This window comes from Aequorivita sp. IT1282 (assembly GCF_058068205.1).
The window spans coordinates 626945-646070 of the sequence record NZ_JBYRHR010000002.1 but is presented as its reverse complement, the minus strand read 5'-3'; the positions used below and the strand labels follow the sequence as shown (position 1 = coordinate 646070).

14 protein-coding genes are annotated in these 19126 nt (G+C 38.5%); 1 reads left to right on the top strand and 13 read right to left on the bottom strand.

What is annotated here, in order from left to right; translation table 11 throughout:
* From ruvA to AC3RVG_RS06680, 13 genes are all read right to left on the bottom strand, one after another.
* Positions 1-582, bottom strand: coding sequence for a Holliday junction branch migration protein RuvA (gene ruvA / locus AC3RVG_RS06740; protein WP_489690672.1), 582 nt, complete (start codon positions 580-582; stop codon positions 1-3).
* Between the two features lie 93 nt (positions 583-675).
* A complete protein-coding gene (locus AC3RVG_RS06735; RefSeq protein WP_489690671.1) occupies positions 676-2970 on the bottom strand; it encodes an NADP-dependent malic enzyme in 2295 nt (764 codons plus the stop codon).
* Positions 2971-3078: 108 nt separating this feature from the next.
* Complete coding sequence (gene queG, locus AC3RVG_RS06730; RefSeq protein WP_489690670.1) at positions 3079-4005, bottom strand: tRNA epoxyqueuosine(34) reductase QueG; 927 nt, start codon at positions 4003-4005, stop codon at positions 3079-3081.
* A gap of 3 nt (positions 4006-4008) precedes the next feature.
* Positions 4009-5340, bottom strand: coding sequence for a cytochrome P450 (locus tag AC3RVG_RS06725; protein WP_489690669.1), 1332 nt, complete (start codon positions 5338-5340; stop codon positions 4009-4011).
* Positions 5341-5349: 9 nt separating this feature from the next.
* Complete coding sequence (ruvB, locus tag AC3RVG_RS06720) at positions 5350-6372, bottom strand: Holliday junction branch migration DNA helicase RuvB (RefSeq protein WP_489690668.1); 1023 nt, start codon at positions 6370-6372, stop codon at positions 5350-5352.
* Positions 6373-6605: 233 nt separating this feature from the next.
* Positions 6606-8435 (bottom strand): cytochrome c oxidase subunit I, encoded by a 1830-nt coding sequence (locus tag AC3RVG_RS06715; RefSeq protein WP_489690667.1) that lies wholly within the window; start codon positions 8433-8435, stop codon positions 6606-6608.
* Positions 8436-8452: 17 nt separating this feature from the next.
* Entirely contained in the window at positions 8453-9523 is a 1071-nt protein-coding gene (locus AC3RVG_RS06710; RefSeq protein ID WP_489690666.1) for a cytochrome c oxidase subunit II, read from the bottom strand.
* Positions 9524-9551: 28 nt separating this feature from the next.
* Positions 9552-10928 (bottom strand): quinol:cytochrome C oxidoreductase, encoded by a 1377-nt coding sequence (locus AC3RVG_RS06705; protein ID WP_489690665.1) that lies wholly within the window; start codon positions 10926-10928, stop codon positions 9552-9554.
* 25 nt (positions 10929-10953) lie between these two features.
* The gene (locus tag AC3RVG_RS06700) at positions 10954-11613 is read right to left on the bottom strand and encodes a c-type cytochrome (protein ID WP_489690664.1); all 660 of its coding nucleotides are present in this window, start codon (positions 11611-11613) and stop codon (positions 10954-10956) included.
* A 1-nt stretch (position 11614) separates the two neighbouring features.
* On the bottom strand, positions 11615-12151 hold the full coding sequence (locus AC3RVG_RS06695) for a DUF3341 domain-containing protein (RefSeq protein ID WP_489690663.1): 537 nt from the start codon (positions 12149-12151) through the stop codon (positions 11615-11617).
* Between the two features lie 2 nt (positions 12152-12153).
* Positions 12154-13953, bottom strand: a complete 1800-nt coding sequence (nrfD, locus tag AC3RVG_RS06690; protein WP_489690662.1) for an NrfD/PsrC family molybdoenzyme membrane anchor subunit — start codon at positions 13951-13953, stop codon at positions 12154-12156.
* Between the two features lie 35 nt (positions 13954-13988).
* Complete coding sequence (locus tag AC3RVG_RS06685; RefSeq protein WP_489690661.1) at positions 13989-17054, bottom strand: TAT-variant-translocated molybdopterin oxidoreductase; 3066 nt, start codon at positions 17052-17054, stop codon at positions 13989-13991.
* A 30-nt stretch (positions 17055-17084) separates the two neighbouring features.
* Complete coding sequence (locus tag AC3RVG_RS06680; RefSeq protein WP_489690713.1) at positions 17085-18398, bottom strand: c-type cytochrome; 1314 nt, start codon at positions 18396-18398, stop codon at positions 17085-17087.
* 318 nt (positions 18399-18716) lie between these two features.
* Here AC3RVG_RS06680 and AC3RVG_RS06675 point away from each other — a divergent pair, with 318 nt between their 5' ends.
* Positions 18717-19112 (top strand): SPOR domain-containing protein, encoded by a 396-nt coding sequence (locus AC3RVG_RS06675; RefSeq protein ID WP_489690660.1) that lies wholly within the window; start codon positions 18717-18719, stop codon positions 19110-19112.
* The last annotated feature ends 14 nt before the right edge of the window (positions 19113-19126 follow it).

Below are 19126 nucleotides of genomic sequence, written 5' to 3'. Positions count from 1 at the left end.
TTACAAATTTTTTAAAGCTTGTTTAATGATCATTTCTACCGAAGCATCTGGATTCTCCTTTACAATAGCATCCACTATTTTATCGGACTGTTTACGAACAAAACCTAGCGTCTCCAAAGCAGATAACGCTTCATTTTTGTTAGTATTGCTTGTTCCCGCAGAAATAGATGACAAACCGTATACTTTTAAAATCTTATCTTTTAAGTCCAAAACCACACGTTGTGCTGTCTTGGCTCCTATTCCTTTTACAGATTGAATCGTTGGTAAATCGTTCTGCGCAATGGCATCAAGCACTTGTTCTGGTGCTAAAGAAGACAACATCGTTCTTGCAATACTAGCCCCAACCCCCGAAACACTAATTAACAATTTAAATATTTCTCGTTCCGCAACACTCGAAAATCCGTAAAGCGTATGAGCATCTTCCCGCACTAGTAAGTGGGTAAATAACTTCACATTTTCACTTGAAGGAAGTTCAGAATATGTGTGCAATGAAATATTAATAAAGTATCCCACTCCATTGCAATCTATCACTACATCAGTTGGATTTTTTTCAACCAGTCTGCCCTGTATATGGGTTATCATATGTTAACGAAAACTTAAAGGTTCAAATATAGTATAATTATTTGCAACTGCCATTGGGGTTTTTGCGAAAATATTGAGGGGAAAGCTATGTATTTACTTGCTTCCTTGCTCCCGCACAGCTTTCTCTTTCTGTTGTGCATCTACAACAGCCACGGCACTCATATTTACAATTTCTTCAACACTAGCACCCAACTGCAGAATGTGAACAGGCTTGCGCATTCCCAACATAATTGGGCCAATGGATTCTACACCGTTTAACTCTTTCAGTAATTTGTAATTACTGTTTGCCGAATCTAGATTTGGAAAAATAAGTGCGTTTACTTTTTTACCCGCCAATTTTGAAAATGGAAATTTCTTTTTGAGCATTTCAGGGTTTAGCGCAAAATCAGTTTGTAACTCGCCATCAACAATCATATCTGGATTACTTTTATGAAGCAGGTCTACCGCCTCCCGTACCTTGGTAGCATGCGGATCTTTTGAAGAGCCGAAGTTGGCGTATGAAATCATTGCAATTACGGGTTGCAAACCAAACATTTTCATCGTGTAATTGGTCATTTGTGCAATCTTTGCAAGCTCTTTTGCCGTTGGATCTATATTTATAGATGTATCAGAAATAAACAATGGGCCGCGTTTAGTAAGCATCACGTTTGTGGTTGCTACTTTAGTAACACCTTCAAATCTTCCTACGGTTTCAAAAACTGGCACTACCACAGCTGGGTAGGAACGTGCGTAACCAGAGATCATACAATCTACATCGCCTTCACTCAGCATCATTCCAGCGAAATAATTTCGCTCACGAATAAGCTTTTCGGCAGTGTAAAGTGAAATTCCGCTTCTTCTACGTTTTTCCCACAGTTTTTGAGCGTAATACTGAAGCTTATCAGCATTCTCATCATTTTTTGGATCGATTATTTCAATGTCGGCATCAAAATCTATCTGTTCCATCAACTCGACGATAATTTCTTTTCTTCCCAATAAAACAGGGATGCCAATACCCTCTTCGAAAACAATTTGTGCGGCTTTTAGCACATCTAAATGATCGGCTTCCGCAAAAACAATTCTCTTTGGAGCCAGTTTTGCTCGGTTTACTAATAATCTAATCATTTTATTGTCGCTACCCATGCGCTCATAAAGCTCCTCTTGGTATTCTTCCCAATCGGTAATATTTGTAGTAGCAACACCACTTTCCATTGCAGCCTTCGCTACAGCGGGAGGGACTGCGGTTATAAGGCGTGGATCAAAAGGTTTAGGAATTATATATTCTTTCCCAAATGTTAGTCTGGTTTCGCCATAAGCAATATTTACTTGTTCTGGAACGGGTTCTTTGGCAAGGTCGGCCAATGCTTTTACAGCAGCCATTTTCATCGCTTCGTTTATTTTTGTAGCGCGAACATCTAATGCTCCACGAAAAATAAACGGAAATCCAAGTACATTGTTTACTTGATTAGGATGATCGCTACGGCCTGTTGCCATAATAATATCTTTTCGCGTTTTTACAGCTAGATCGTATTCAATTTCCGGATCGGGATTTGCCATTGCGAAAACAATGGGGTTTAGAGCCATGCTTAGAAGCATTGAAGGCGTTACAATATCTTTAACCGAAAGGCCAACAAAAACATCGGCATCTACCATGGCTTCGTCCAGCGTGTCAATTTTTCTATGTGTGGCAAATTCTGCTTTTTCATCGGTAAGGCTGTCGCGGTCTTTACGAATAACACCTTTACTATCCAGCATTACAATGTTTTCATTCTTCGCGCCAAAAGCTTTGTAAAGACGGGTACACGAAACTGCAGCAGCACCAGCCCCACTAATTACAATTCTAGCGTTCTCAATTTTTTTCTCAGATATTTCTAATGCGTTTAATAATGCCGCAGCAGAGATGATTGCCGTACCGTGCTGATCGTCGTGCATTACAGGAATATTCAATTCTTCCTTTAACCTTCTTTCAATTTCGAATGCTTCGGGAGCTTTAATGTCTTCAAGGTTTATGCCCCCAAAAGTTGGTGCAATGTTTTTAACTGTAGCAACAAATTCATCTATATCTTCGGTTCCTATTTCAATATCAAAAACATCTATATCTGCAAAAATTTTAAAAAGCAACCCTTTGCCTTCCATCACGGGTTTTGAAGCTTCGGGACCAATATTCCCCAAGCCTAAAACGGCGGTTCCGTTGGTAATTACTGCAACGAGGTTTCCTTTGTTTGTGTATTTATATGCGTTTTCAACATTTTTCTCTATTTCTAAACAAGGTTCCGCAACACCCGGCGAATACGCTAAAGATAAATCTCGTTGTGTAGAATAACTTTTTGTAGGAATAACCTCAATTTTCCCAGGTCTTGGTTTTGCGTGATATAAAAGGGCTTCTCTACGTTTGCTTTGTTTGCTCATATGTCTATACTATTAATCCGGTGTAACCTTTTTGATACTTGTTATTTCACAATTACCCAAAAGACCTACAAAGTTAGAATGTTAGTTGTAATGACGAAAATTTGAAAGTTAATCTTTCAAGAAGTTTATATTTCGTTTTAAGCCCGAAAATTTAGTCCGTTTTACCGCACTATTCTTGAATATTTTCTGAAAAACATCTTCGGTGATTTCTTCCCAGTCTTTTTTAGACATAGAAAGCATTTCGAGATTTGGGTTGAAAAGTGACTCGTTGTGTGGTTTGCTGAAACGGTTCCACGGACACACATCCTGGCATATATCGCAACCAAACATCCAATCTTCAAAATTTCCTTTTTGTGAAGTTGGGATTTCATTTTTCAATTCAATAGTGTAATACGAGATGCATTTACTGCCATCCACAATTCTATCGCCCACAATCGCGTTTGTGGGGCACGCATCTATGCAAGCGGTGCAACTGCCGCAGTGATCGGTTACGGGAGTGTCATATTCCAACTTTATATCGACTATTAATTCGGCAATAAAGTAAAAAGAGCCCAGCTGTTTTGTAAGCAAATTGCTGTGTTTGCCAATCCATCCCAAACCGCTTTTTGCCGCCCAAGCTTTGTCTAAAACCGGTGCAGAATCTACAAATGCACGACCCTGTACATCGCCTATTTCTTCGGAAATAAAATGCAGCAATTGTTTCAACTTGTCTTTTACTACAAAATGATAATCGGTGCCGTATGCGTATTTTGAAATTTTATAGGTTTCTGAAGTTTGTGCTTCAGAAGGGAAATAATTCAGCAATAAAGAAATAACACTTTTGGAGCCGGGAACCAAAATTGTTGGGTCCAGCCTTTTGTCGAAATGGTTTTCCATATACCCCATTTCGCCATTCATGTTTTTATTAAGCCAGCTTTCCAAACGTGGCGCCTCCTCCTCTAAAAATTCTGCTTTGCTAATTCCACAGGATAAAAAACCGAGACGCTTGGCTTCGGTTTTTATTAACTGCGTATATTTTGAAGTATTCTCTATCAAGTTTTATCTGTAATTAAATTCCAAAATAGCATTTTTTGGCTTAAGCGTTATGAGCGGTTTTATTTCAATTGGCGTGTTTTTTTCAGAAATCTTGTACGTTTTCACTATTTCGGCAATTGCCAGAATCATTTCGTACATCGCAAAATTATTGCCAATACACATCCGTGGACCGGCACCAAAAGGAAAATACTGACCCGAAAAGTGATTGGGATTTACATCTGAAAATCGCTCGGGTTTAAATTTTTGTGGCTCGTCCCAATTTTCAGGATTGGTATGAATTTCTAATATTGAAAATAACAAACTAGAATTTTTAGGGATAAACATATCTCCAAATTCATCGTCCTCAATATTTACACGGTCAATAAAATAAGCCGGCGGATAAAGACGCAACGATTCTTCAATTACATTTTTGGTAAATGGGCAATGCTTTATAAAATCTATTAAGGTTTCTGTTTTTTCTTCCGCCTCGGTAATTTCAGCAAAAAGTTTTTCCTGAATTTCAGGGTTGCGAGCTAACAATTCGCAAGTAAATGTTAGCGCATTCGATGTTGTTTCGTGACCCGCCGTAAAGAGAATTAGTATTTCGTCAATCAGTTGCTCATCTGCCATTGCGCTGCCGTCTTCGTATCTAGCATCCAAAAGCATATCGAGCAAATCGTCTTCCCGCTTTGCCGATTGGCGTCTTTCGTTAACTAGTTTTTTAAGAATATTGCGGGCGTCATTAGTTTCAGAAATATGTTTTGCGATTTTTCCGCTCAGTTTAAACCACCAACCAAGATACGGTTGTCGTAATTCCTTCACCAGCATTTGCTGGGCAGATTCAGTAATGTGCTGAAGTCTGTTAATTTCCTTTTGATCAACGGCGCTACTGAAAAGTGACTTTACAACAGTTTGAAATGCGAGGTCGTTAAAGACAGGAAAAATATCATTGGCGCCAGCTGTTTCAATTTTTATCAGTTCCGCTTTTATGGCACCGTGAATGGTATCCAACAAATTAACCAATTGCTTTTTATGAAAAGCGGGTTGAATAAGTTTTCGCTGTTTTTGCCATAATTCTCCTTCGGAAGTTAAAAGTCCGCGACCTACATATTTAACGAGATCGCGTGTTTGGATGGGCGATTTTGTAAAGTTTTTGTGGTTTTTCTGAAGTGCATATTGCGCAAAACCAGCATCGCGAGAAAAAATAACCGATTTGCCAAAACCAAGTTTCAATCGAAAAGTATCCCCTTTCGTTTCAAAATTTTTATGGTGAAATGGCAATGGGTTTTTGAGTATCTGAGTAGAATGAATCAAAAAACGGAAGGCAGAAACCGACGGAATTTTCTTTGCTTCCATAATAAGTTTTTAAAATAATCCGCCTTGCGATGGGCTTTTCACCTTTCCAAGGTGTTTATATGCGGCATCAGTAACTTCTCTTCCGCGAGGGGTTCGCATGATGAAACCTTGTTGTATTAAAAATGGCTCGTACACTTCTTCAATAGTTTCAGGGCTTTCGGAAACTGCCGTGGCAATTGTTGTTATACCAACGGGGCCTCCTTTAAATTTTTCGATGATGGTAGATAAAATTTTATTGTCCATTTCATCTAAACCATGAGCATCAACGTGCAATGCATCTAACCCAAATCTTGCGATTTCAATGTCAATTTTTCCATTACCTTTTATCTGTGCAAAATCACGGATTCTTCGCAAAAGTGCATTTGCAATTCTAGGTGTTCCACGACTTCGGCCAGCGATTTCCACAGCGGCTTCCATAGTAATAGGAACGTGCAAAATTCCGGCGCTTCGCTCTAATATGGTGGTAAGTAGTTCTGTAGTATAATATTGTAATCTAGAAGAGATGCCAAAACGAGCGCGCATTGGGGCTGTTAACAAGCCTGAACGGGTAGTCGCACCAATAAGCGTAAAAGGGTTCAGATTTATTTGAACTGAACGCGCATTCGGTCCAGATTCAATCATAATATCTATTTTGTAGTCTTCCATTGCAGAGTAAAGATATTCTTCCACAATGGGGCTTAATCTGTGTATTTCATCAATAAAGAGCACATCGCGCTCGTCGAGATTGGTGAGTAATCCTGCAAGATCGCCAGGTTTGTCTAATACTGGACCAGAAGTAACACGAATGTTTACACCAAGTTCGTTGGCAAGAATATAAGCAAGGGTGGTTTTTCCCAATCCTGGAGGTCCGTGAAACAGAGTGTGATCCAATGCTTCACTCCGCAAGTTTGCCGCTTGAACAAATATTTGAAGGTTTTCCAATGCCTGATCCTGCCCAGTAAAATCGTCGAAGCTAAGGGGGCGCAGTTTCTTTTCAATATCCAGTTCCTGAGATGAGAGATTTTCTCCAGTAGGATCGAGGTTTTCGTTCATAACACAAATATAGCAATCCTTTGGATGCCCTATAAAAAAATAGAGCCATACTTTTCAGCATGGCTCTTGAAATAAATAGTAGATTCCTCACTTCCTACATATTATTAACTCAATAGTGTAAAGATAACACAAAACATTTAAAGTTATACTACGTAGTAGTACGCAATTTTTACGTACAAAAAAGCCCTATCAATATTGAAAGGGCTCTTTTGTAAGGAAGTATGTAGGATTATTTAATGATCCATCTCGTCTTCGTTATCTTGAAGTGGGACGTTTTGCGGTATAAAATCCTGTCCAGGAATTACATAATCCGTTTCGTCTTTATTCAGTTTACTGTAGTCGTAAGACCAACGATATACGTGTGGAATTGGACCATCCCAGTTTCCGTGTATGTGTTTTATTTCTGTTGTCCACTCTAGTGTTGTAGCTCTCCAAGGATTCTTCGGGCCAATTTTTCCGAAGAAAATTGAATGGAAGAAGTTGTATAAAAAGACAACCTGAACAGAAATAGTAATGATTGCGAAAATAGTCATCACTACGTTAATGTCTGCCAAATCATCAAAATATGGAAATGCTGTATTACTATAATATCTTCGTGGTAAACCTGCCATCCCCACAAAATGCATAGGGAAGAAAATACCATAAGCACCAATTGAGGTTACCCAAAAGTGAATATAGCCAAGTTTCTTATTCATCATTTTACCTTCAAACATTTTTGGGAACCAGTGATAAACTCCCGCAAGTAGGCCATAAAGTGCAGATATACCCATTACCAAGTGGAAGTGAGCAACTACAAAATACGTATCGTGAACGTTAATATCTAAAGCACTATCACCAAGAATAATACCTGTTAATCCACCAGTAATAAATGTTGAAACGAAAGCTATAGAGAACAACATTGCCGTGTTCATCTGTAAGTTTCCCTTCCAAAGTGTGGTTATCCAGTTAAAAGCTTTTACTGCTGAAGGAATTGCAATCAGAAGGGTTGTAAATGTAAATACAGACCCAAGGAAAGGATTCATCCCAGAAATAAACATATGGTGTCCCCAAACAATAGTTGAAAGGAACGCAATTGCGAGAATGGATGCAACCATGGCGCGATAACCGAAAATTGGTTTTCGAGAGTTTGTTGCCATTACTTCGGAAACAATACCCATCGCTGGTAGAATTACAATATATACTTCAGGGTGCCCAAGGAACCAAAATAGGTGCTCGAACAATACCGGTGAACCACCCTGATGGTGTAATACTTCACCTGCAATATAAATATCTGAAAGGAAGAAAGAAGTACCAAAACTTCTATCCATAATTAACATTAGCGCTGCAGAAAATAAAACTGGGAAAGATACTACCCCAATAATTGCAGTTACAAAAAACGCCCAAATTGTTAACGGAAGGCGCGTCATAGACATACCTTTTGTACGTAAATTAATTACGGTAACAATATAGTTTAGCGACCCCAATAAAGACGATGCAATGAAAATAGCTATTGAAATTAACCAAAGCGACATTCCTGCTCCAGAACCTGGAATTGCCTGAGGCAACGCACTTAAGGGAGGATAAATTGTCCATCCTGCAGAAGCGGGTCCCGCTTCAACAAACAATGAACAAAGCATTACAAAACTTGATAAGAAGAATAGCCAATAGGAAATCATATTCAAGAATCCAGAGGCCATATCTCTTGCACCAATTTGCAAGGGAATTAATAGGTTACTAAAAGTTCCACTTAATCCTGCAGTTAATACAAAGAAAACCATGATGGTTCCGTGAATGGTAACTAACGCAAGGTAAACACTTGGATCCATTACGCCATCGGTTCCCCATTTTCCTAAGAAAATTTCGAAAATGGTGAATTTATGGTCTGGCCAAGCCAATTGTAATCTAAACAATAAAGACATTAATATACCAATAACTCCCATAAACAAACCTGTAATAAGATATTGTTTAGAAATCATTTTATGATCTTGGCTAAAGATATATTTAGTTACAAATGTTTCTTTATGATGATGCCCGTGATCGTCATGGTGATCTTCTACTGCGTGGACCTGTTCGTGTGCTGACATATCTATTTAAGCTAATATTATTTAGTTTCTTTACTAAGCTGATCTCCTAAGGTAGGCTGTTCTGCCAACCATGCTTTATAGTCTTCTTCAGATTCAACTATAATTTTCATTTGCATGTTGTAGTGACTTATTCCGCAAATCTTGTTACATAAAAGAATGTAATCAAATTCATATGAATCTAGCGCTTCTTCACCGTTGGCGATAAGTTTAACGCTATTTTCTTTTCTGATGTTATTGATTCTTGCAACCTTTTCAACAACGTACTCATCCTGTCTCATTTCTTCCGTAGTAATTGTAGGAGTGAAAGCGAATTGAGTTATCATTCCTGGAACACAGTTCATCTGAGCTCTAAAGTGAGGCATATATGCTGAGTGTAACACGTCTTGAGAACGCATTTTGAACAATACTTTTCTACCAACTGGTAAATGAAGTTCTGTTACTATTTTATCATCTTGTCCGTTCGGGTCTGCAGGATCTACACCTAATTGGTTTATTCCGGCTATCAATCGAACGTTTGCTTCTCCTAGCGTATTATCATTTCCACCGTAACGGGCTTTCCAGTTAAATTGCTGTGCATATAGCTCAACAATTAGTGGATCGTCATCTTTGTCAACATTCATAATATCGGTCCAAGTAAATAGACCGTAGATAATAAGACCGGCAAGAACGATTACAGGAATAATAGTCCAAATAAACTCTAGCTTGTCATTATCTGCGTAGAAAGTTGCTCTTTTTGTTTTGTTACCTCTGTATACAAAAGCAAACCAGTGGAGCAACCACTGTGTAAGGATTCCCACCAAAAAGATGACAACCATAGAGATCAACATTAAATTGTCAATTTCGGATCCGTGCTCAGATGCCGATTGTGGCAATAATGTATCGCCCCAAATCCAAAAGGTCAGTATGGCTAAAATATAGATGAAAGCTAAAAAGCCCATCATTAAATAACCATTCATGTTATTGTCCTTATCCGAAGCTATTTCGGAATGAATTGTTGGCTTTACTTGAGCCAATTGAAATATTCTGTTCATTTGCCAAACAGAAATTCCAAAAAGAATAATTACTAATACAACTAGAAATGCGGTCATCTTACTATATCTTCTTTAAACTAAATGATTAAAAATGGTAGTTTTCACTTTCTTTAATAAACGGATCATTCTTCGGTCTTAAGGATACTTTGCCCAATCCCGTTCCAACAACGAAAATGAAAAGTCCTGCAAAGAATAATAGCGCTGCTATTTCTGGAATTCCAAAACCCCAGTTATGGCCTACTGTTGAAGGCATCACCAATAAGAAAATATCTATATAATGACCTATCAATATGAATACAGCAGCAATAACAACAAACCAAGGCACTCTTTTATAATCGCTATTCATCAATACTAGAATAGGGAATACAAAATTAAGGATAAGCATTCCGAAAAACAACAATTTGTATTCTTGTATTCTTATAATAAAATAGGTTACTTCCTCAGGAATGTTAGCGTACCAAATTAGCATAAATTGACTGAACCATAAATAAGTCCAGAAAATACTAAAGGCGAACATATATTTTGCTAAATCGTGCAAATGCTTATCACTTACAAAAGGAATCAATCCTCGACTCTTCAAATGTATTGTTACAAGAGCAAGTACAGTAATTGCCGATACAAACATACTAGCAAAAATATACCAAGGAAATAGTGTGCTATACCAGTGTGGAGTCATAGACATAAACCAATCCCACGACATTGTTGCTTCTGTTAACAAGAAGAACAAAAGGAAAAATATAGACATTTTAAAGTTCTTTCTATATGGTCCATAGTTATTAGCCTCTGCTTGTGCTAACGAATTTTTTCTAGAAAAATGACGATATAGGTTCCATCCTAAAAGGTAAATTACGGCACGAATTAAAAAGAAAGGCAAGTTAAGATATCCAGCTTTACCCTGTAGAATTTTGTCTTCCGCAACTAACTCTGCGTTTTGCCAAGGGAAAAAATGTGTTCCAGCAAATGCTACTATTAAAACAACAATAATAGAACCCGGAAGTAAATAAGACGTAATACCCTCCATAATTCTATAAAGAACCGGAGACCATCCTGCCTGAGATGCAAATTGAATTGCATAAAAAACTAATACTCCTAGCGCCAACATCATAAAGAAGAATGCTGCTACAAATGTTGCCGACCAAGGTCTTGTTTGCATTTGGTGCAAAACATGCTCTTCGTGTGAGCTTGCTCCATGGCCTTCTGGCTTTAAGTCAGTCGCATGCTCCATAGCTGCTTCTGAATAGCCTTCCACTCCACGGGCAGTATCTACAAAATTCGCTGTGCTTTCATCGCCATGTCCTTCGACAGCGTGACTTTCACCGTGTTGGCCTTCCTGTTCGGCCATGATTTTTTTAACATCTTCTACAGTCTTTGGGGTCGTAAGAAAACCATAGGTCATTCCTGCAAGTCCAAGGACCATTATAATGATAGAAAACAGTTTTAATTTACTAGGTAGCGTGTACATATCTTTAGCTATTCTCTTTAATTCCTTACTTTTTATCTACTTCGGATGCATTAACTGCTTCCATATTTTTTCCTGTTGATCCATTTACTGAATCTGTAGCAACACTTGCAGTTTCAAGAATTCCGGGCTCACCATTCAGCGCCGCCTTAAGATCCATAACGTGCATTGCAATTTGCCAGCGTTCCTTTTCATTTACTTGGCCAGCATAAGATCCCATTGCATTTAGACCATAAACTTGAACGTGGTTGATACCTCCAGGTACAATGTTTCGTCCTGCATCGGCATAGCTAGGAATACCTAAAAACTTTTCGCGTGTTACCAAAATTCCTTGTCCATCACCTTTGTCTCCGTGACAAACAGCGCAATACACTGTGTAGAGCTGCGCACCAACGGCTATATTCTCTTCGTTAACTGGGTAAGGGCTTTGTGATTCGGCTTTTGCAAGTTCTAATCCAGCGGTACTGTTTTCGTAATCATACGCTGTATAACCACGAGGTATCGTATTAGCCGGTGGATGCATTGCCTCCTGCTGGTCTGGAAAAATTTGATATTCTCCGTATGTTTCATAGCCTACTGGCTCATACATATTAGGAAAATACTGATAATTTGGCTTTTTATCGTTAAAACAAGAAACCATGGTTGCAGAAGCAATAATGGCAATTCCTATGTTTATTAATGTTTTCATATTAATGGTCTTGCTCGTTTTCAATTAGACTAATTTCCGATGCACCAGTATCATACAAGAACTTCGTTAACTTTTCAACATCGTGATTATAGGCATCAACTTCCATTAAAAAATGGTCGTCTGTTGTACGTAAATCTGGATTTTCAGCTTTTTTAAATGGCCAAAGTTTACTTCTCATATAAAACGTTATAACCATTAAGTGAGCTGCAAAAAATACTGTAAGCTCAAACATAATAGGAATAAACGCTGGCATGTTCTGATAAAACGTGAAGCTTGGCTTGCCCCCTATATTCTGTGGCCAGTCTTGAATCATTATAAAATTCATCATAATAACAGCAACACTCAATCCAGTAATACCGTACAAAAATGAAGCTATCGCAAGACGGGTTGGTGCCAATCCTACTGCGTGGTCTAAACCGTGTACAGGGAATGGTGTAAAAACCTCAGAGATATGATAGTTTGCAGCGCGGGTCTGCTTAACGGCCTGTAATAATAGGTCGTCATCAGTGTAAATAGCGTGTATCTTTTTAGAAGCCATAATTAGTTCTTGTTTTTTAGCATTAGTGCCTGTCCAGCCCAATCATCTCTCTTGGCCCTTCCTGGGAATTCACTAATTATCTCGTCCAATAAATCGTATTCGCGGTCAGTCATTCTACTTACCTGCTCAAAGGTGAAAATTCCAAGTTGATGAAGTTTCTGTTCCATTACTGGTCCAACTCCACTTATCTTTTTAAGATCATCTTGTTTTTGAACCGATGGATCAAATGTTCCAACTGCACTCAATAAGTTATCTATTTTACCTCTATGAGCTTCAAAATCAACTTCATTGTTTTCAACATCATTCTCTGGCTCATTGAAAGCAGAATCAAAATCTTTATCTTCAATATTGGCAGATGGTCCAGCATCGGCAGGATACCCCTCTACTGATTGTACATGACTATGATCGTCACCGTGCACGGCACGCAATCTTTTAAAAGACTCTCCAGAAGATTTCAAAATTGTTTTTACCTCTGCTTGTGCAATTACTGGGAAAGTACGTGCATAGAGTAAGAAAAGCACAAAGAAGAAACCAATCGTTCCCATAAAGGTTCCGATATCAACAAACGTTGGTTGAAACATCGCCCAAGAAGAAGTTAAACGGTCTTTACTTAAATCGATAACGATAATATCAAAACGCTCAAACCACATCCCTATGTTAATAATAAGGGCAACAATAAAGGTATAAACAATATTTCTTCTTAATTTTTTCACCCATAGTGTAAGGGGCACAATAAGGTTACAGGTAATTAATGCCCAGAATGCCCACCAGTATGGTCCCGTTGCGGCACCAAAAGAAAGGTAAACGTAATTTTCATAAGGAACACCAGAATACCATCCAATGAAGTATTCAATAATATAAGCAACGGTAACGATTCCACCCGTAAGTAGAATTACCTTGTTCATATATTCAATATGTAAAACTGTGATATAAGCTTCAAGATTTGAAACTTTTCGCATAATAATCAAAAGTGTTTGCACCATTGCAAAACCTGAGAAAATTGCTCCCGCAACAAAGTATGGCGGATAAATAGTACTGTGCCATCCTGGAACTACAGACGTAGCAAAGTCAAAGGATACAATTGTGTGTACCGAAAGCACCAATGGTGTAGCCAAACCTGCCAAAACAAGCGATACTTCTTCAAAACGTTGCCAGTCTTTTACGCGACCGCTCCATCCAAAACTAAGGATGCCGTATATTTTTTTCTGAAATGGGCTATTAGTTCTGTCACGAATCATTGCAAAATCAGGAAGTAATCCTGTCCACCAGAATACAAGTGATACAGAAAGATATGTTGAAATTGCAAATACATCCCAAAGCAAAGGTGAGTTAAAGTTCACCCATAGCGATCCAAACTGGTTTGGAATAGGAAGTACCCAATAGGCCAACCAAGGACGACCCATGTGGATAATAGGGAATAATCCAGCTTGAACTACTGCGAAAATTGTCATTGCTTCCGCAGAACGGTTTACAGCCATTCTCCATTTTTGACGGAAAAGTAGCAATACCGCAGAAATAAGTGTTCCGGCGTGACCAATACCTACCCACCATACAAAGTTTGTAATATCCCAAGCCCAACCAATGGTCTTGTTTAATCCCCAAACCCCAATACCGGTTGATACGGTGTAGATAATGCATCCCAATCCCCATAAAAATGCTATAAGGGCAATGGTAAAAACAATCCACCAAGATTTATTGGCCTTTCCCAGAACGGGTGCCCCAACATCTACACTGATGTCATGATAGGACTTCTCTCCCAGAACCAACGGCTCTCTTATAGGTGCTTCGTAGTGTGACGACATATATAATTCTTAAATAATTGGTTTTTTATTAATTTTTATGCTTCTGATGTATTTTTCACAATAGCGTGATAGAAAACATTTGGTTTTGTACCAATATTCTCTAGAAGATGATACATCCTATCATCTTTTTTCAGCTTTAACACTTCAGAATTTTCATCGTTTTCATCCCCGAACACCATTGCGCCCGTATCGCAAGCTTTTGAACAAGCAGTTTGGAATTCACCATCTTTAACTGGTCTTCCGTCGCGCTTAGCATCAAGGATTGATTTTTGCGTCATTTGAATACACATAGAACATTTTTCCATAACCCCACGAGAACGTACTACCACATCTGGGTTAAGCACCATTCTACCAAGATCGTTGTTCATGTTATAATCAAACTCGTCGTTTTCGTTATACAAGAACCAGTTGAAACGACGCACCTTGTAAGGACAGTTATTTGCACAATAACGAGTACCCACACAACGGTTATAAGCCATTTGATTCTGCCCTTGACGTCCGTGTGATGTTGCCGCAACTGGACAAACAGTTTCACATGGAGCGTGGTTACAGTGTTGACACATTACAGGCTGGAAAGCAACCTGAGGATTTTCCTGTGCCGGAACTTCAACTACTTTATAACTATCAAAAGCAGGAAGATTTTCTAGCATTTCAATTTCATCCTTGAAAGTCTCACCCGCAGAGTAATATCTGTCAATACGCAACCAGTGCATATCACGAAATTTCCGTACTTCTTCTTTTCCTACAACAGGAACATTATTTTCAGCGTGACAAGCAATAACGCAAGCGCCACAACCAGTGCACGCATTAAGATCTATAGAAAGATTAAAGTGATGCCCAATACTTGTATCGAAAGGACTCCAAAGATCTGCTTTCTCTTCACGAACTGATATAGGACTATGATCGTAATCAGTTACTGGAATAGTATTCCAAACTGATTTGTCTTTTGTATTAAAAATTTCAAGGGTAGTTTCCTTAATAATATCTTCACTACGCCCAGCCATTGTGCTTTGCAATTGCACACAAGCAAACTCGTGCATTCCACTAGCCTTTTCAATAGAAACTTTTTGAATATTCGAAAAGTTCTGATAAAGCTGGTATGCGTTTACACCTGTTTGCATTTCTTCTTGAATTGCAGCAGTTTTACCATAACCTAAAGCCAAACCAACAGAACCTTTTGCCTGTCCGGGCTGAATAATTACTGGTATGTTTTCAACTACAACATTGCCCAATTTCACATTTACATAACTCCCGTTCAGGGCGCCATTTGAAACGTGTGTATTTTCAAGGTCTAAAGCTTCCGCATCTGCAGCCGAAACTGTAAGAAAGTTATCCCAAGACGCTCTAGTAATAGGGTCTGGAAACTCTTGTAACCAAGGGTTGTTAGCTTGTTGACCATCTCCTAAACCTGTAGAGGTATATAAAGTAAGGTCATATCCGCCTTCTTGTGAAAGGAAGGAAAGAGCTCCGTTAGTAGTGCTTTCTTCTATAATACCAGCACCTTCAGAAGCAGGAGTTAATTTCTCCATTGATACTTCCGCTTCACTTGAAACAAATCCATCGTGAAGTGCTTGACTCCAAGAACCACCAGCTAAAACTGAAGTAGTCCAAGTATCCTTTAAGTAATCGTAATATTTTTGAGTGTTTCCTGTCCACTGTAATATGCTATCCTGAAATTGACGCGTATTGAATAACGGACGGATTGTTGGCTGTGTAAGGCTATAAGTACCTTTCTTCATTTGCGCATCGCCCCAAGACTCCAAATAGTGTGGAGTAGCAGCAACCATTTTTGCCATTGAAGCTGTAGCATCTTGCTTCATAGCAAATGCAAGACTCATTTCAAGCTTTTTGTAGCCTTCAGCAAATTCTTTTGTATTTGGTAATGAATAAACCGGATCAACACCAATGGTAATTAAACCTTTGATACTTCCAGATATCACTCCATTTACAACATTCATTACTTCACTATTGCTTCCTTGTCTAATTAGCAAAGGCTTTTTAGCATCCATCGCCTCACTATTGGCATTGAAATTAAGCGCCATTGTTTGTGAAGCAACGTCTGGTAAATTTGTAATTAATAAAGCTTTGCTTCCAGCTTTTTGAAGTTGTGCTTTTGCTTTGTTAACGGAAGCCGTAATATGTTCTGGCAGCCCCGAAGCGCTTCCTCCTGTTAATGCTTTTAATATTTCAACTTGTTGTGAAGGTGTAGCTGGCACACGCTTGTCTGCTTTTGCACCAGTTAAAGACATGTTTGCCTCAAACTGAACGTGGCGAGACATTTTACCGTTTTTCGGAATACGCCCTTTTGCATACCCTTTACTATAACTTCCACCTTGCCAATCTCCTAAGAAGTCAGCACCCACTGAAACAATTACTTCAGCTTTTGAAAAATCGTAGTCTGGTAGCGCACGGCTTCCGTATTTATTTTGAAAAGCATCCAAAGCTCCCGAACAAGACACTGTATCATATACAACGTGACGTACATTTGGGTATTTAGCTGTGAATTCAGAAATTAATTTTGACGCAGAAGGACTTGCAAAAGTTTGAGTAAGCAACACCATGTCTTTTCCAGACATTTCGTTCATTTTCTGCGCGACAGCAGTATCGAACTCTGGCCAAGTTACTCCGGCTCCGTCCAACATTGGACCTGTTAATCTATTTTTATCGTATAACGAAAGTACTGAAGCGTGCACACGTGCATTTGCGCTTCCACCATTAATCGCTAAATCGTTTCTTTCAATTTTAATTGGGCGTCCTTCTCGAGTTTTAACCAAAATATTGGCAAAATCGAAACCATCCGCCATGGTAGACGCATAATAGTTTGCAACTCCAGGAACTATATCGTGAGGTTGAACAACATAAGGAATAGACTTAACCACGGGACCCTCGCAAGCTGCTAATGTAGCCGCTGCTGTGGAAAAACCCACATATTTTAAGAAATCACGACGCGTGGTTGAAGAAGATTCTAATGCTCCTTTATTGCCAAGAAACTCGTCTGTAGGTATTTCAGTTACAAACTCATTGTCCTGTAGCGCCTTCACAATTGTGCTGTCTTCGTTCAGCTCCTCAACACTTTTCCAGTATTTCTTGTTTGATGCCATATTGCTATCTGTAATTTTCCTTTAATTTTATTAATAATGACATTTTCCGCATTCCAATCCACCCATCTCGGCGATTGTTAACTTCTCAACTCCATATTTCTTAGAAAGCTCTTCGTGTATTTTGGCGTAATATTCATTATTCGCCATATTAACGTTGGTCTCTCTGTGACAATTAATACACCATCCCATAGTAAGCGGCGCAAACTGCTCTACAATTTCCATTTCTTGAATTTCTCCGTGACAAGTTTGACAGGCAACACCTGCAACAGTAACGTGCTGTGAGTGGTTAAAATACACAAAATCTGGAAGGTTGTGAATACGCACCCATTTAACAGGCTCGGTTTTACCGGTGTACTCTTGATTTTCTGCATCCCATCCTACAGCATTATATAATTTTGCTATCTCGCCGTCATAAAATTCTTTTGAATATTCTTCGGTAGCTGTTTCAGGAGCCACTTCCGAAATATTTTTATGACAATTCATACAAACATTTAATGAAGGAATTCCTGAAGTTTTACTTTTTCTAGCAGAACTGTGACAGAAATTACAGTCTATCTGATTATCACCAGCGTGAATTTTATGTGAGTAGTGTATTGGTTGTACAGGAGCATATCCTTGATCAACGCCAACCTGCATTAAATAACCGTAGCCAAAATAAGCCCCAGAAAGCAACAAGAATATAGAGAAAACCAAAACCAAGAATTGGTTTTGAACAAACGCCTTCCAGATTGGAGTGCGCTTTTCTTTTTCTTCATATACAACACCATTAGCCTCAGCAATTCTTTTAAGTGTATTGGTTACCAAGTAAAGCATTATTACCAATAACAAGAAAATAAGCGCTAGCGCACCTATCACTAAAGTATTTGAAACAGAACCAACACCGCCAGTTGTACTACCGGCACCTGCAGCACCTGGAACAGGTTCCGGGGGTGCAGCTTTTGGCTGATCAACATAAGCAAGTAAATTGTCTATATCGCTATCACTTAGCGCAGGAAAGGCTGTCATTATAGCCTTGTTGTTTTCTTCAAATATTTTTACTGCTATGGCGTCGCCAGATGCAATAAGCGCTTGACTGTTTTTAATCCACTTATTCAACCAATCGCGATCATACTTTTCGCCAACACCTCTAAGAGCTGGTCCAACTGCCTTTTTATCCAGTTTATGACACGCAGCACAATTGGCTTTAAATAAAGACTCCCCTGCAGCAACATCACCTCCAGTACTCGCTGCAGCAGCTTCCGCTGGTGCATCTTGTGAATATATGGTAGTTGAAAAAGTTAGTAAAAACACTAACAAAAGAAGTGGCAATTTTGAGCGTAGATGTATAAAATTCACCTTTTTCATCTGTTGATTATATTGTTTTTTATTGGTATTCGGAATTCGCAAAAAAATCATTTCGGTTTTAGGGCGAAACTCTTTGATGTGCTAATTTCTTTACAAAATGATTAATTTACTGTCGATAGTTTTGGAACAGAATTGGTTACTGATTACTGGAATCTTTAGACTCATTCCGCTCCACAAATAAAGGCACAAAAGTACATTATAAAGTCGATTTTGAAAATGCAAACAAAGTGTTAACTATTAATTTATATCTGTTCTAAATAATAATTTGGCTGTCCACAATGTTATTAAGTTTTACCTTTGCACAAAACAAATAAACTTATGAATCTACAAACCTATTCCAAAATTTTAATTGTCAGCATTTTAATCACTTTTATTTCTGGCAATTGCCTAGCACAAAGTGCTACGTTAACGGTCAATACAGATTCAAAGATTACACAATTGCTGAATTTGAAAAAAGAATTGGAAAAGGAAAATAAACTTTCTGATGGTTTTACAATACAGTTGTATTATGGCGAATTGGACAAAGCGAATCAAATTCTAAGAAAATATCGCGGAAGCCACACAAATTGGCCAGCTTCTATTGAATACGAAACACCTAATTATAAAGTTTGGGCAGGAAATTTTTCTTCGCGAATTGAAGCAGAAAGAGCCCTAATGGAAATTCAACAAAGCTTTTCTGCTGCGTTTATTTTGAAACCGGAACGAAGAAAATAGAACTTATTCTTCGG